Source organism: Roseburia sp. 1XD42-34 (assembly GCF_009917385.1).
In the GTDB taxonomy this organism is placed as follows: Bacteria; Bacillota; Bacilli; order Bacillales; family Amphibacillaceae; genus Virgibacillus.
Window position 1 is genome coordinate 26,207 of sequence record NZ_QWLJ01000004.1, and the last position, 16,127, is coordinate 42,333.

Below are 16,127 nucleotides of genomic sequence, written 5' to 3' on the forward strand. Positions count from 1 at the left end.
ATGAGACAAAGTTCGCTTGAATAGATACAACTTAATCGGTATTGCTATTCGACAGAAAAAATATAAGCATAGATCGGTTGATTCCCGTTATGAACTTCCACTTCCATATCTTCATATGTTTCTTCAATATATCCTACAAGTTCTTGCATTTCTTCGTCCGTGACATCTTCGCCTTGTAAAATAGTTAAGATCTCGTCATCTTCTGTTATCATTTTTTCCAATAATTTTTTAACTGTGACCGTTTTATCTGCATCTGTAGTTACAATTTTCCCGTCTTCAATCCCCATAAAATGATCCTTTTCAATGGAAATACCATCAATTTGAGTATCTCGAACAGCATATGTAATCTGACCAGTCTTTACTTGCTTTCTAGCCTCATCCATAGCCTTTTGGTTTGTGTCAAGATCATGATCTGGATGGAAAGACAGCATAGCACTGATGCCCTGTGGTATTGTTTTTGTTGGTACCACACGAACATCTTCTTCTGCTAGTTCAGCGGCTTGATCAGCTGCCATAAAAATGTTTTTGTTATTTGGCAATAAGAGCACCTTTTTAGCATTAGCTTGTTTAATGGCATTCGTAATATCCTGAGTGCTCGGGTTCATCGTTTGCCCGCCTTCTATAACTACTGAGGCTCCTAAACTTTCCAGCAGCTGTTTCAAACCTTTTCCCATCGCCACTGTTACAATGGCGTATTCCGCTTTTTCTTTTGGTTTATTTCGTTTGTCTTTCTTCCCAACTATCGCTGTATGCTGCTCACGCATATTTTCTATTTTCATATTAATCAAGCTACCATAGCGCTGCCCTATCGTAAGGCAATCTCCTGGATATTCTGAATGGATATGAACCTTTACAAGCTCATCGTCACTAACTACCAATAAAGAGTCACCGTGATTGCTTAATTCCTGTCGAAACGCGTCCTCATCAAAGGGATGTTCTGCTAATTTATCTTCTTCCAATTTCACCATGAATTCTGTGCAATACCCAAATTCAATATCCGCAGTATCCATAAAATCTTGGGTAATTTTATGGTGTTCCGCATTAATCATTTCGTCCATATTAATATCTGAAGTACCTTCAGGAAGTTCTTCCCCTTTTAAAGCAGCCATAAACCCTTCATAAATCGTAACTAAGCCTTGTCCACCAGAATCCACTACGCCTACTTCTTTAAGTACCGGAAGTAAGTCTGGAGTGCGCTTTAAAGACGCTTTTGCTTCAGCTACAATTTTTTCCATTAACGTAATAATATCTGTTTCTTCTTCAGCAATAGCAACTGCCTTATTTCCGGAATCTTTCGCAACCGTTAAAATCGTTCCTTCAACTGGCTTCATCACTGCATTATACGCCGTTGTCACTGCACTTTCAAACGCTTGTGCCAAGCCTTTCGCTGTAACCGCTTCTTTTTTTCCTAATCCTTTAGCAAATCCGCGAAAAATCTGTGACAAAATAACACCTGAATTTCCTCTTGCACCCATCAAAAGTCCTTTGGAAAATGCTTGTGCAACTTCTGATACGTTGTTGCTATGAATATTTTTAACTTCATTTGCCCCTGAAGTAATGGTCAGATTCATATTTGTTCCCGTATCACCGTCAGGTACAGGAAAAACATTTAAAGCATCAATTTTTTTGGCATTATTGGACAAATGATGAGCACCAGACAAAATCATTTGTGCCAGCTTCTTGCCATCGATTTGTTGTAAACTCACTTTTTCATTTCCTCCTCTAATAAACAAGAACTCAGAAGCGTCTGTTGAAAAACAGACGCTCGGACAGATCATATATAGTCATAAGCTTCATAATTGTGTTTTATTCTTGCGTCACACGAACACCTTGGATGAAAATATTAACAGAGTCTATGTCCAACCCTAGTGACTGGCTAAGCGTATATTTAACTTTAGATTGAACATTATGAGCAATCTCTGATATTTTTGTTCCATAGCTTACAATAATGTACATATCGATATGCAGATGATGCTGTTCTTGACGAACAATCACGCCTTTTGAGAAATTTTCTTTACGTAAAATTTCTGCAATACCGTCTCTTATTTGACTTTTGGAAGCCATTCCAACAATACCGTAGCATTCTACTGCAGCACCTCCGGCAATCGTTGCAATTACTTCATTTGTTATTGTTACCTGGCCATCGTTTGTATGCAGTTCAATGGACATTTGAATCCTCCTTTTAGTACCTGCTCACATTCTAAAATCATTCTACTACATGCAGCTATAATTTAAAAGTCAAAGATTGAATGCAATTAAAAATTACCACTTCTAACAATGTACGATTTACGCTCATCTGTCAAGCATTTTTTCTTTATACTTGATTTATCTTTTATCTTTTTCGACTCCATTTTTCAAAATATGCATTTACATTTTTTTGATTTCTAGTATACTTTTAAGCCGAGGAGATATCGGATCATTTATCTATCATGTGTAATGATAACATAGTGCATGACACATAGAATTTTTAAACGTTTTCCGATTGAAAATCGGCCCCTATCCTATTAGAGAGTAGGTAAGCATGAAAGAGCGAAGACCGGGGTAGTATCGCCACTTGGTGAGAGGAAACTGAAATGTGACTAAGCATGCATAGACACCCCATTCTTAATCAAGTGTATTTTCCATCAGTTAGAGTTTTCATCCATCCCCAACTGACTGTTAGTACCGTAATCGTATGACCTAAAGGCCGCTTATAAAACAATGCATTTAGGTGCTATTATCACCACTTAGACTTGTTGCAGTACAGATCTTCTAATCGAAGACTTAAAATACCTTATGTAGGGATAAAAATAGGTGTAAAATATTTCTCGGTGCGGATATTAGGACTAATTTCTAGTCAAAAAAGAGCAGGCACTCTATCTTAAAATGTATGCTTAACGGGCAAGTACATTTTAAAAAAGGCCTTCTCATGGATTAATTTTAACAATATTTTCCGAATTAATAAAAAGTGATTTAAATCGATATGGAAGAACGTGTTCACTGTTTTATGTATGAAGTATTTGCGATCCAAATGGGAGAAGTGTTCTCATAGGTCAACAAGGTTATCAAAGAAAAGCAATAAGAACAAGGATGGACACTATAGATTGAAGAGCAAAAAACGGCTCCATTTACGTTTGGACCAGTTTGCTTTTAACATACCTTGACTATATTTTCTGCCAGGTTCTTGGTTTGTAGAACGTGATAGAAAATAGCAGGCTAGCAAACGATAACGCGGTAGTTATTAGCTCTCCCGTTAAATGGAAGTTTAGCGAGTGTTATAGTTGATATTGCCAAGCTAGCGGAGGAAAAACACCTATGTGAAAGCGCAGTGGGATGACCCCGCAGGAAAAAAGCGAACTGCTTATTTCGAGGAGGCTGAGCGCAAGCCTAAGGAAAGCGTAGTGTTTTTCCGTAGCGGTCCCTAGCTACATTTCTCTTATGCATGTATAAAACAATCGTTGCGCTAAAAACCAGTAAAAGTGTACATAAATAGAGTGTTGGAACTATTGGTATTTTAACGATGTCGAGAAAAACTTGACACATACGAGGTAAAAACAACAATTGCAAATGAATAAAAGTTATGGTAAATTATATTAGTATGAGATTCAAGACAAGGAAATGAAAGTAATAGGAGGAATAGCATGGCCAGAAAATGTGTTATTACTGGACGCCAGACTCGCACTGGAAACCAACGCTCTCACGCTTTAAATTCAAACAAGCGCAAATGGAAAGCTAATGTACAAAGAGTACGCATTATGGTAGATGGTAAGCCTAAAAGAGTTTATGTTTCTGCACGCGCCCTAAAATCAGGAAAAGTGGAGCGCGTATAATATACAGCTTCGCACATTAGTTATAAATAAGCACCTTTTATCATAAGGGTGCTTATTTATATGGAAAGAGAAATGGCTTTAAAAGTATTTATGGATAGATGTCCCTGTTACACTCCGCTTTTTGAAAAGGTGGAGCAAGAACAAAGGCGCAGAGCGCCCGTTTAGCAACGCAGCGACTGGAACGAAGCAACTAAAGTTTTAGGAATCATGCCACTAAAACCAGGGGTATACCGACGCCTGAGCGGCAAGCCCGTATTTAGTCGGCCTTCCTCTTAGCTCCAACCAATGATGACTTATCGCGTTTCGTGAAGTCGCCTAGTTGGTGGGATCATGCGCCGGATGTGGCTTATTCGGTTATCTTCATTATCTCCAAGCACCTCATTTTATCGTTTCCTATACCATAAAAAAACAAGCCATGATCAGTTCATGGCCGCTTTTTAAAATGATTCATGAAAATGAAAATAAACGCTGCTTAGCTTTTAATATAAGCTTCATAATAAAGCTGTTTTCAATTATTTTCCTTTAGCACGTTATTTCTCTTTCTTGAATGTACCAATAATTACCTTTACAAATCCGCCTATAAACTTTGGGAGCTTAATCGTATAAAATTTCATGAGTTCGCCCTCCTCTTTTGCAAACAAAACTAACTAGAAATCTAATCACGACTCTTTATTAATAATAATATGCCTTCTTTGTACGAAAAAGTACCACTATTTCTATTTAGCTTGTTTGAAATACATAATGTAGAACCCCATGAAATATTTGCGTTTGATAACGGATAATAAAAATCAGTCAATGTAATCCCTAACACCTGCTTGGAAAAAGGCACAAACGATATAGTTGGATAATTGGCGTCATATTCAACTGTATACTCTCCAGGAAAAGTTAATTCCAAATAATTCGATTGATCAATAATAATCCCCCGAATCCCTTTCGATAAAATCGTGTAAAGCAACTGTACATTTACGAGCTCGTGATCTATGCGCCCACCCGTAACACCAAATAAGTAGATCGTCGTCGGATGAAGCTCGTAGGCTTTATTTAAAGCAAGCTCTAAATCGGTCTCATCTTTTTCAGAAGGATACACTTGAACATTTGTTGCTGTATCATGAATAACCGTTTTCTCAGCTTCACTCGTCGAATCAAAATCACCAACTGCATATTCGATGGGCAAATCATGCTTTACTAAGAACCATGCACCACGGTCCGCTCCAATCCAATAATCGATAACTTCACGGTAAGCTGTCAAATCGGGGTGGTTTTCCGGTGCATTTCCTATAATAGCTACTGTTGTCACTTATTTTGACTCCTCTACAGCATATAAGATGTCTTTCATTGCCTGCTCCCGATCTTCTTTTGCAAAGACAGCACTTCCTGCCACGAGAACATCCGCACCAGCATCTGTACATAATTTAGCTGTTTTGGAGTTAATCCCTCCATCGACTTCAATTTCAAATGAAAAACCGAAGTCCTGACGCCATTTATTTACTAATTTTATTTTTCCTAAGGTACTTTCAATAAACGATTGACCTCCAAATCCTGGATTAACCGTCATGATTAAAACCATATCGATATCCGGTAAAATAGGGAGTAACGTTTCTGCAGGGGTAGCAGGGTTAATAACTACTCCTGCTTTCATTTCCTGCTCCTTAATCGACTGTATCGTACGGTGTAGGTGCGGACAAACTTCCTGATGAACCGTGATAATATCTGCTCCTGCCTGAGCAAACGATGCTATATAGTGATCCGGATTCTCGATCATAAGATGTACATCCAAAGGAAGCTTTGTCGTAGGTCGAATCGCTTCAACGATAGGAGGTCCTAAAGTGATATTTGGCACAAAATGCCCATCCATTACATCAACGTGAATATAGTCTGCCCCATAGCGATCTACTTCCTGAATTTCTTCTCCCAAACGAGAAAAATCTGCTGCTAAAATTGATGGCGCTAATTTTGTCATATTAATACCTCGGCTTTCTCAGTTTAATTTCTTCATAAAAACGTACATAATGTTCATAACGGTAATCAGCTATCTCTCCATTTTCTACTGCTTGCTTAATAGCACATTTAGGCTCTTTTATGTGCGTGCATCCACGAAATTTACAATTCGCTGTTCGTTGCTTTATTTCTGGAAAACAATCGGTAAGTTCGGATACAGTGAGATCTTGAAATTCCAAAGAACTAAAACCAGGTGTATCCGCAACAAGACCTCCAAACATAGGAAGTAATTCTACGTGTCTGGTTGTGTGCCTTCCCCGCCCAAGACTAGTGGATATTTCTCCTGTTTTTAAAGCAAGCGTTGGATCAATAGCATTTAACAGTGTGGTTTTCCCTACCCCTGATTGCCCAGCGATCACGGTAATTTTATCTTTTAAATACCGTTTTAATATGGATAAATGATCTCTATGCTTCACTGATAATAACTCTACATCATAGCCAATTTTTTGATAGTCTTGTTGATAGCTTTCAAATCGAACCCTATCCTGTTCAGCTATGTCCATTTTTGTAAAAAAGATAACCGGCTGGATCAACTTGGATTCTACTAAGACGAGAAAACGATCAAGCAGTGTCGTATTAAAAGCAGGCTCCACTGCAGAAGTTACAATGATTGCTTGATCAATATTTGCAATTGGTGGTCGAACTAATTCGTTTTCTCTTTCATGAATTTCCAAAATGTAGCCTTCTTTTTCACCACTAACGTCAAAGGTAACCATATCCCCAACTAGAGGAGTAATGTTTTTTTTACGAAATACTCCTCTTCCTTTACATTGGTAAATTTCTCCATTAGATGCAACATAGTAAAAGCCACTTAATGCTTTAATAATTCTCCCTTTTGCCATCTATTCACCATCCTCATAAGCTACTACCTTATTCGATATTACTTCCTCATCACGTTTAATAATATATTCTGCCTCACTGTCAGGAGCAATAGTAAGTGAAAAAGTGACCTCGGTATCTTCTGTAATTTTTTCCTCCATATAAACCTCAGATAAATCATTATTCATATCTTGTATATATACTTTTACTGTTTGTTCTGGGAGCGCTTCTTCTTCATCTGCTTGCTTATTTGGTTTATACGGAACCGTATAAGCCACTTCATGTGTTACAGGAGGCTTTTCTTTTGGTCCAGAAGATATAACGACAGTTACGGTAGCACCTTCTTGAAGTTCTGTATTTGATTCTGGATCTTGCCGAATGACTTCTCCTTCAGGCGTTGTATCTGAATGCTCCGTAGTCTTGTCCATCTTCAAACCATTACTATTTAAGTATTCTTCAGCTTCAGACTCTGTCATACCTTTTAAGTTATTTAAATTAACTGTCTTTGGACCACTGCTGACGCGAAAAATTACTTTTGTCTCACTAGGGACGACTTCAGTATCCGGACTTGGCTGAATCTGTTCAATAATTTCTCCAATAGGCTTATCTGAATTTACTTCATATGGATCTAAGACTTCATATCCATCTTCTTTTAATAGGCGTTCGACTTGCGAAAAATCTTTTCCTACATAGTCACCAAAAGTAGCAGTCTCTTTCCCTTTACTAACCTTTAATTTAATCGTAGCCCCTTCTTTAACCGTACTGCCAGCATTCGGATTTGTTTCCACTACATAGCCTTCTTCCACATCATCAGAAAAAACCTCTTCCTGCTTGACTACTAGGTTCATTTTTTCTAGCTTCGTTATCGCTTCGCTATCTCTCATCTTTGTAACATCAGGAACAGTAACATCTTTTGGCTGAAATAAGTCGGTAAAAAAGAATACTCCAAGAAACCCAGCTATAAGTAGGAGCAGCAGACCTAAAATGATGATTCTTTTTTTCTTTTTGCCTTTGTTCTTTTTCGGGCGTTGTTTTTTTGCTTTTTTAACAGATGGTTGTTCATCCTTTTTTCTTTCTGGGGCTTTAAAAGATTTGGTCGTACTGGAAGTATGAACAATTGTTTCATCATTAGCAGAAATGTTTGCTCCATCCGTAATGATTGGGATTGCTTTTGTTTCATCTCCATCTTCCGCTGGGACCATAAATACCGCTTCATTTTGTTTACTTGGATCAAGTGCAGTTTCTAATGCATTTTGCATTTCGTCAACCGTTTCATAACGATGAAATGGGTCTTTAGCTGTTGCCTTTAAGACGATATTTTCCACGCTTTGTGGGATATTTGAATTGAATTCTCGTACAGAAGGAGTATTATTTTGTAAATGTTTTAAAGCAATGGATACAGCAGATTGACCAGAAAAAGGAAGCTGCCCAGTTAATAACTCATATAAAACAATACCAAGAGAGTAAATATCTGATTTTTTTGTAGCCATCCCTCCCCTTGCTTGCTCTGGGGACAAATAGTGAACAGATCCTAGGATTGAATTCGTTTGTGTTAACGACGTTGCGCTTAAAGCGACAGCAATACCAAAGTCCGTTACCTTAGCTTGCCCATTTGTATCTACAAGAATATTTTGTGGTTTTATATCACGGTGTACGATATCGTTCGCATGGGCATGTGCAATCGCTCCCGTGATTTGCTGCATGATTTCTAATGCTTCCGCAACGTCAAGGGGGCCTTTGTTCTGTATGTATTCTTTTAAAGTCATGCCTTTTACATATTCCATGATCATATAAAGTAAATGATCCTCTTCACCTACATCATAAATGTTAACGATATTTGGATGATTTAAACTGGTAGCGGCGTGTGCTTCACGATCAAAACGTGCAATAAATTCCTGGTCATTTGCGTACTCTAAACGTAAACTTTTAAGGGCTACATCTCTTTCTAAGATCGTATCTCTGGCTAAATACACATTTGCCATCCCACCACCGCCAATAGTTTCCTTAATCAGATAGCGGTCATTAATCAGATGCCCTTTCATCACAATGGTTCACCTGCTCTCTCTTCAGGTTTGTCATGTTGTATTAATACAAGCGAAATATTATCCTCACCGCCGCGCTCATTTGCTAATTGGACCATTTTTTTCCCAGCTTGGTAAAGATCACTATCTGAACAAACCATTGTATAAATTTCTTCATCTGACATTTTGTCGGTCAAACCGTCTGTACATAGTAACAACAAATCATTCTGCTCAAGACTTAAAGTACGAACATCACAACTTACGGTTTCTTCTGTACCTAAAGCTTTTAAGACAACATTTTTTCGCGGATGGTAAGTCGCTTCTTCTTTAGAGATTTGTCCTGATTGAATAAGGGCATTTACGAAAGAATGATCTTCCGTTATTTGTTTCATCGTCTCATCTGTGATCATATATGCCCGACTATCACCGATATGGGCAATTGTCAATGTTTCATCAAGGATGATAGCAATAACGATCGTTGTTCCCATTCCGTAACATGCTTCATGTTCATGGGCATACTGAAAGATGGCTGTGTTCGCTTCAAGCACAGCAGCTTGCACCCATGTTTCAGCAACATCAGGCGAGGAGACCTGCTCCGTTTGCTCCCACTTCTCCTGAAGCAGCCTAGTAGCCATTTGACTGGCTACATCACCAGCCTGATGCCCACCCATTCCATCAGCAATAATAGCTAAAACTTGGCCTCCCAAATTATAAAACACGCCACCAGAGTCCTCATTATGACTGCGAACTTGCCCACGATCTGTTAGAAAATGAGCCTTCATTGTTTCACTCCTTTATCCTTTGAGTTTAAAACCGTGTTACTGACCATGAAAAATCATTCACCCGTTTCGCGGTTATTTATCAGTTACAGTATTACACAATATGTGCAAGAAAAGAAGTAGTTCTATCCATTTTTTAACTTTAGTCGTGTTAAAAAGAACCCATCTGTTTGAAAAGTCTGCGGAAAGATTTGCAAACCTTCCTTACTTATTCCCTCAGTATCATGCAATGGCTTAGGCAAAGCAGTAAAAAATGTTTGGTCAACTTCAAAGGAAGGATGTTTTTCACAGAAGGCACGAATAACTTGTTCATTTTCTTGTTGATCAACCGTACATGTACTGTATACTAATCGACCTTCTTGTTTTAATAATGGGGCAACTGTTTCGAGTATCTCCTGTTGTATAGACGCTAAGCGTTCGATATCCTGTTCTCGTTTGTGATATTTTATTTCTGGTTTCCCTCTAATAACTCCTAACCCAGAGCAAGGGGCGTCAATTAAAATTCGATCAAAAGTAGCGTCTTGGTATTTTTCACGCAACTTACGAGCATCACTTGTTGCTGGGTGAATAATCGATAAATCAAGTTCGTCAGCCTTTGATTGGATAAGTTTCACTTTTTTAGCATGAAGATCGTATGCATCAATCCGTCCTTGGTTCTCCATTTTTTCCGCTATATGTGTTGCTTTCCCACCGGGTGCACTGCAAGCATCAAGCACATACATGCCAGGTTTTAATTGCATTATTTCAGCTACTAACATGGAAGATTGATCCTGAACTGTCACCATTCCTTCTTTAAACCATTTGCTCTTCAACACATTTCCCTTTTCAATAACAATTCCCTGGGGCGAGAAAAAGGAGGGGCGTACTTTAAAACCACTCTCCTCCATCTGTCTGATTGCATCTTTCCTGCTTATTTTTAAAGGGTGGATGCGAACAGATAAAGGTTTGTGCTTCGTATTTGCAAGGCATATCGCTTCGGTTGTCTCTTTCCCATATTGTTTCATCCAGCGTTCCACTAACCATTGCGGGTGGCTTGTTGCAATGGATATTCTTGCTACGTCATCGCTTATCTCAGATATAGGAGGAACTCCTTTTCGTTGTATAGCACGTAAAATACCATTTATAAATGAGGCAATCCCTTTATGCCCACGAGATTTGGCAATTTCCACCGCTTCATGGATAATCGCATGGTCTGGGATACGGTCTAAATATACCATCTGATAAATGGACATTCGCAACAAAACTCTAACCCATAAATCGAGTTTTGTTTTCCCCTTTAAAAATGGTTTTAAATAGTAATCCAACGTTAATTGCTGCTGTATTGTACCATACACGATTTCCGTAAACAAACCTTCATCTTTGGAACGAATGCCTCCAGCCTGCAGTTCCTGATTGACGAGCAGATGACTATACCCTTGATCCTTTTCAATACGTATTAATGTATTTAACACTTTGCTTCGTACTGTTTGCTTGTTCATACTGTTTACTCACCCATTATTTGTCCAATTTGGATTTGATTTGGATTCCCTTGCAAATAGTCCTTTACCGTCATTCGTTTTTTCCCCGCTGGTTGTATTTCAGTTACCCGAAAGCCTTTTTTATCGCCACAGGCAATAATGAAAGAGCTGTTACCTGGTTTATCAACCACTTCTCCAGCTTTTCCATCATAAACTTTATCTATTGGTTCCCCCCACCATATTTTCATCGGTTTCCCTTGAAATATTGTATAAGCGACCGGCCAAGGGTGTAATCCCCGCACATGGTTATACACCACCCCACTCGGTTGATTCCAATCAATTTCTTCTTGCTCCCGCTTAATATTATGAGCGAAGCTAGCTTGATCGTGTTCTTGTTCGATTGGCTGCAATTCATTAGCAAAAAGCTTAGGTAGGGTTTCTTCTAATAACTGTGAACCCGCTTCAGCCAACTTGTCGTGTAAGCTACCTACATGATCATTTTCCTCAATCATTACTTTTTGATGCGTCAGCATAGCTCCTGCATCTAACTTTTCCACCATATACATAATCGTAACGCCCGTTTCCGTTTTGCCTTGCATAATGGCATAATGTATCGGTGCACCACCTCGTAATTCTGGCAGAAGTGAAGCATGTATATTGATACATCCATACGGGGGTGCAGTTAATAATTGGTTAGGTAGCAGTTGGCCGTAAGCGGCGGTTACGATTAAATCGGGCTCATATGCCAGTATCGCTTCATAGTCATCCTTTAGCTTTTCAGGTTGAAACACAGGGATATCGTGCTTTATGGCTTCCTGTTTGACTGGTGGCGGAGTAACCACTCGCTTTCTCCCTTTTGGCCGATCTGGTTGAGTAACAACAAGTACAACGTCATAAGGGGAAGCTACTAATGTTTTTAAAATCGGGACAGCAAAATCTGGCGTACCCATAAATACAATTCGTTTCATCTTACTACCTACTTTCTATAATTACATTAAATGGTAAGGTTGCATATCAATCGAAATAAGCAAACCATCTTTGCGAATCTGCTCTGAAAAATGCTCCATTATCTTCCGAAGTTCATCTTGTAGATGCGGCTCATTTCTGTATTTTATCATGCATTGATAACGATATCTATTCTTTATACGCGGAATGGGCGACGGCGTTGGTCCTAATAAGATAGTTTGTTTATGGACGACTTTGGATAGCATTTGTACCATTTGTTGTGTGGATTGAATCGCCTTAACTTGGTTTGTATGTGTAACGGTAATTAATGCTAAAAAGAAATAAGGTGGGTAATGGAATGTTTTACGCATTAGCATTTCCTTTTGATAAAAGCTTGTGTAATCATACGTACTAGCCAACTGAATACTATAATGATCAGGAGTATATGTTTGTACGACTACTTTTCCATTTAGTTCATGTCGACCAGCCCGTCCACTCACCTGCGTCAATATTTGAAACGTTTTTTCTGCTGAACGAAAATCTGGTAAGTGTAGCATCGAATCTGCTGTTAGCACGCCTACCAAAGTAACATTTTCAAAATCAAGACCTTTTGCTATCATCTGTGTTCCTAGTAAAATATCGGCTTGCTTCGTTGCAAATTGGTGCAATAGCTTCTCATGCGACCCTTTTCTTCTTGTCGTATCTACATCCATTCGAATAACCCGAGCCTCAGGTATCAACTTTACCAATGCTTCCTCAACTCTTTGTGTGCCTGTCCCAAAATAACGAATGGTATCGCTGCCGCACTCTGGGCAATGTATGGGCATTGGTTCTTCGTATGAGCAGTAATGACATTTTAATACATGACTATTTTTATGAAACGTCAATGCAATATCGCAATGCGGGCACTCTTTGACATGGCCACAATCTCGACACATAACAAACGTAGAATATCCCCTACGATTCAATAATAGTACGATTTGTTCTCTCTTTTGTAAACACGCTTCTATTTCCGCTTTTAATGTTCTAGAAAACATCGTCCGATTTCCAGCATGTAACTCCTTACGCATATCCACAACTTCTACTGGTGGCAGTTCTTTATCGTTCGTTCGCTTATCCAATGTTGTTAATTGATAGACTCCCTTACTTGCTCTAGCATACGATTCCAGCATGGGAGTTGCACTACCTAAAATCACAGGACACTGGTGGTGTTGCCCACGTTGAATAGCTACATCTCTTGCATGATAACGTGGCTGATCTTCTTGCTTATAGGTTGATTCGTGTTCTTCATCAATAATAATAACTCCTAAATTTTCGAATGGGGCAAAAATAGCAGATCTTGCCCCCACAACCACTTGTACCTCTTTACGCTGTATACGTCGCCATTCATCATATTTTTCACCAGCGGACAAAGCACTGTGCATGACAGCTACATTAGAACCAAATCTTCCTTTAAATCGCTTAACCATTTGCGGTGTTAACGATATTTCTGGCACGAGGACAATTGCCTCGGCGCCTTTTTCAATAACCGCTTGAATGACTTGTAAATATATTTCCGTTTTTCCGCTTCCAGTAATACCATGCAGCAAAAAAACAGCATGCCTTTCATTTTCAATTGTTTCTTTCATTGGCTTGATTGCTCTGGATTGTTGTCCTGTTAAATTCAAAGCTTCTGTTTTCGGAAAGTCACTATGTGCATAAGGATCACGGTAAACCTCTTGTTGGAAGCTTTCCAGCAATCCTTTTTTTTCAAGCTCTCTCAACGTGTTATCGCTTGTTTTTAGTTGCTTTAGCAACGCTTGCTTCTCCACTTGTTGCGGATGTTGTAAAAAGAACTGGAGAAGCTGCTTTTGCTTTTTTGCTCGTTTGGATAAATCCAACATTGCTTCTTCTAGCTCATGTAATTCTTTAGCTGGTTGAATGATCGTCTGATATTTTTTCGTAATACGCGATTGAACTACATATTCAATGGCTACGTCCCCAGCTTGTACTGCTTCCGATAGTCGAATATAGCGAATTCCTGAAGTGAGGAAATCTTCATATGGAACCACATCTCTACCTGCAAACAATAATTCGAGTTCCTTAGACAGGCGCGCTTCTGAGAGACGTACAATTTCCTTCTTATAAGTTGCTTTTAATACTTGTGGTAACATGGCCTGAAAGGTTGTGATTTGTAAGCTAATCGTTTCACGTGCAAGCCATTTTCCAATTTCCAATAGTTCTTTTGTCAATACAGGTTGGAAATCAAGCACATCGTGAAGTGGCTTTAACTTGGAAAATTCGGATGCTGTTGTCTTTTCTACAACAAACCCCATCACTTTTCTCGGGCCAAATGGTACAATAACACGAGCACCAGCAACGACAATATTTGAAAACTTTTCTGGGATAAGATAGTCAAACGTTTGGTCGATGGAGTTGGCAGGAACATCGACAATTACTTTTGCTATATTCACGATCGTTGAGCCTCCACATCCTCATAAATGAGTTTGAGAATTTGTCTGGCAATCTCTTGTTTGGTGTTTAAACCAAGCGTTTCTGTCTTCCCTCGTTTATTCAGATAAGTTACAGCATTGGTATCCCCTGCAAACCCTGCACCCTCAGCAGAAATATCATTAATTACAATAGCATCGAGGTTCTTTCTTTCCATCTTTTTACGTCCATTCTCCATCGGTGTCTCTGTTTCAGCAGCAAATCCCACGAGAAATTGCTGGGCTTTTCGCTCACCTAAAGCTTGTAATATATCTTTTGTTCGTTCCATTTGAATTTGTAAAGGACCAGCTTGTTTTTTCATCTTTTGTTCATAAGTAACGGCAGGACGATAATCAGCTACAGCAGCAGCTTTAATGACAATATCACTTGCACCAAAGTGCTCTAGCATGGATTCATACATTTCCTCTGCCGTCGTAACATCAATTTTCGTTATCTGCGCATGCTGTATTTGCACTTGGGTTGGTCCGGCAACTAATGTGACAGTAGCTCCTGCATTAGCAGCGACTTCCGCTAGTGCAAATCCCATTTTCCCAGAAGACCGATTGGTAAAATAACGGACCGGATCTATTTTTTCCTGCGTAGGACCAGCAGAAACGAGTACGTGCTTTCCTGTTAAAAATAAGTTTTCTTTTTGTTGTTGGTGTGCTTCTATTGTTTCGATGATCGTTGCTGGTTCTTCTAACCGGCCTTTGCCTACATAACCACAAGCTAAATAACCGGCACCGGGTTCAATAAAATGATAGCCCCAATTAACTAATGTTTGCATGTTTTTTATAACAGCAGGATGTGCGTACATATGCACATTCATAGCAGGTGCAATGTATACCGTAGCTTGTGTAGCAAGTAATATGGTTGATAACATATCATCAGCAATTCCATTAGCAAGTTTACCAATAATATTAGCAGTAGCTGGTGCAAGGATAACCATATCCGCCCAATCAGCTACATCAATATGAGCAATTTTTGCAGGATCTTTTTCATCAAATGTATCGGTAAATACAGGGTTACGGGTTAGAGCTTGAAATGTTAAAGGTGCAACAAAGTTCGTAGCATTATCTGTCATAACCACTTTTACATTTGCTCCTTTTTGCGTCAACTTACTAGCAAGACTACAAGCCTTGTAAGCCGCTATACCTCCAGATACACCTAACACTATATTTTTGGAATGAACCACGGATACTCTCTCCTTTCTTTGATGTACACAGAGTGGAAAATATCACTCATCACACATTTATAAATCCTATTTAAGAATTCATTTCGACTATTTTCAAAGTACTAACACAGTTTTCCTTTTTAGAGCAGCAGATAAACCATCCATTCCAGGCAATACGCTTGATAAAGTGTATCTTCAATGAGTGGGGTTTTTATTTATCCCCTACTGATGTTCGTACCTAAAGGCTGCTTACGAAAAGGGTGTTTAAGTGCTGTTATTTCCCATTTAGCCTCGTTGTAACACAATTTACCCAACTTCTAAAGTAAGAGTCTTACAGCACCTTATAAGCAAGATAAGTAAATCTGCCGTTCGGGAGATTTTCTTTCATCTCCTGTTGAATGTTAAATGTTATACGGTATAACCTAAAGGTTCCTCGAACATATCCAGGCGTTTATTCTTTTTGGCGATTTAGACTCTTTTTATAACTCATATGACTTGATGTGGAAGAAAGGCTTACGGCGCTTACATGCAGGATAAAAAACTTCCTGCATTTTTATTGGAATAAATAACGTTCTTTACCTGACATATGCAGAAAATCCCTCGCAACTAAATTCGCGAGGGAATCCATTTTCAGTATGATAACCGGATTACGCTTC

The 16,127-nt window shown here is 38.9% G+C and carries 13 protein-coding genes; 1 reads left to right on the forward strand and 12 read right to left on the reverse strand.

Annotated elements, in window-relative coordinates; genetic code table 11:
* Window positions 1-44: 44 nt before the first annotated feature.
* Together D1839_RS02995 and D1839_RS03000 are read right to left on the reverse strand one after the other, a co-directional pair.
* Window positions 45-1,706 carry a DAK2 domain-containing protein gene (locus tag D1839_RS02995; RefSeq protein WP_120378408.1) on the reverse strand — a complete coding sequence of 554 codons (1,662 nt, stop codon included), beginning with the start codon at window positions 1,704-1,706 and terminating at the stop codon, window positions 45-47.
* A gap of 100 nt (window positions 1,707-1,806) precedes the next feature.
* Window positions 1,807-2,169, reverse strand: coding sequence for an Asp23/Gls24 family envelope stress response protein (locus D1839_RS03000; RefSeq protein ID WP_050352697.1), 363 nt, complete (start codon window positions 2,167-2,169; stop codon window positions 1,807-1,809).
* A gap of 1,451 nt (window positions 2,170-3,620) precedes the next feature.
* Here D1839_RS03000 and rpmB point away from each other — a divergent pair.
* Window positions 3,621-3,809, forward strand: coding sequence for a 50S ribosomal protein L28 (gene rpmB, locus D1839_RS03005; protein ID WP_120378409.1), 189 nt, complete (start codon window positions 3,621-3,623; stop codon window positions 3,807-3,809).
* A 530-nt stretch (window positions 3,810-4,339) separates the two neighbouring features.
* On the opposite strand, the gene spoVM is transcribed toward rpmB, so the two are convergent.
* The 10 genes from spoVM to coaBC form a co-directional block, all read right to left on the reverse strand.
* Window positions 4,340-4,423: a stage V sporulation protein SpoVM gene (gene spoVM, locus D1839_RS03010; protein ID WP_077300290.1), complete on the reverse strand. Its 84-nt coding sequence runs from the start codon at window positions 4,421-4,423 to the stop codon at window positions 4,340-4,342.
* 41 nt (window positions 4,424-4,464) lie between these two features.
* Window positions 4,465-5,106 carry a thiamine diphosphokinase gene (locus D1839_RS03015; protein ID WP_120378410.1) on the reverse strand — a complete coding sequence of 214 codons (642 nt, stop codon included), beginning with the start codon at window positions 5,104-5,106 and terminating at the stop codon, window positions 4,465-4,467.
* Entirely contained in the window at window positions 5,107-5,769 is a 663-nt protein-coding gene (gene rpe / locus D1839_RS03020) for a ribulose-phosphate 3-epimerase (RefSeq protein WP_120378411.1), read from the reverse strand.
* 1 nt (window position 5,770) lies between these two features.
* On the reverse strand, window positions 5,771-6,649 hold the full coding sequence (gene rsgA, locus D1839_RS03025) for a ribosome small subunit-dependent GTPase A (RefSeq protein WP_120378412.1): 879 nt from the start codon (window positions 6,647-6,649) through the stop codon (window positions 5,771-5,773).
* The gene (gene pknB / locus D1839_RS03030; protein WP_199689921.1) at window positions 6,650-8,668 is read right to left on the reverse strand and encodes a Stk1 family PASTA domain-containing Ser/Thr kinase; all 2,019 of its coding nucleotides are present in this window, start codon (window positions 8,666-8,668) and stop codon (window positions 6,650-6,652) included.
* On the reverse strand, window positions 8,668-9,429 hold the full coding sequence (locus tag D1839_RS03035; RefSeq protein ID WP_120378414.1) for a Stp1/IreP family PP2C-type Ser/Thr phosphatase: 762 nt from the start codon (window positions 9,427-9,429) through the stop codon (window positions 8,668-8,670). The genes pknB and D1839_RS03035 overlap by 1 nt, the downstream gene beginning before the upstream one ends.
* A 122-nt stretch (window positions 9,430-9,551) precedes the next feature.
* Complete coding sequence (gene rsmB, locus D1839_RS03040) at window positions 9,552-10,904, reverse strand: 16S rRNA (cytosine(967)-C(5))-methyltransferase RsmB (RefSeq protein ID WP_120378415.1); 1,353 nt, start codon at window positions 10,902-10,904, stop codon at window positions 9,552-9,554.
* A gap of 5 nt (window positions 10,905-10,909) precedes the next feature.
* Window positions 10,910-11,851, reverse strand: coding sequence for a methionyl-tRNA formyltransferase (fmt, locus tag D1839_RS03045; protein WP_120378416.1), 942 nt, complete (start codon window positions 11,849-11,851; stop codon window positions 10,910-10,912).
* A 21-nt stretch (window positions 11,852-11,872) separates the two neighbouring features.
* A complete protein-coding gene (gene priA / locus D1839_RS03050; protein ID WP_120378417.1) occupies window positions 11,873-14,281 on the reverse strand; it encodes a primosomal protein N' in 2,409 nt (802 codons plus the stop codon).
* Window positions 14,278-15,492 (reverse strand): bifunctional phosphopantothenoylcysteine decarboxylase/phosphopantothenate--cysteine ligase CoaBC, encoded by a 1,215-nt coding sequence (gene coaBC / locus D1839_RS03055; RefSeq protein ID WP_120378418.1) that lies wholly within the window; start codon window positions 15,490-15,492, stop codon window positions 14,278-14,280. Before coaBC ends, priA begins: the two co-directional genes overlap by 4 nt.
* Window positions 15,493-16,127: the final 635 nt, after the last annotated feature.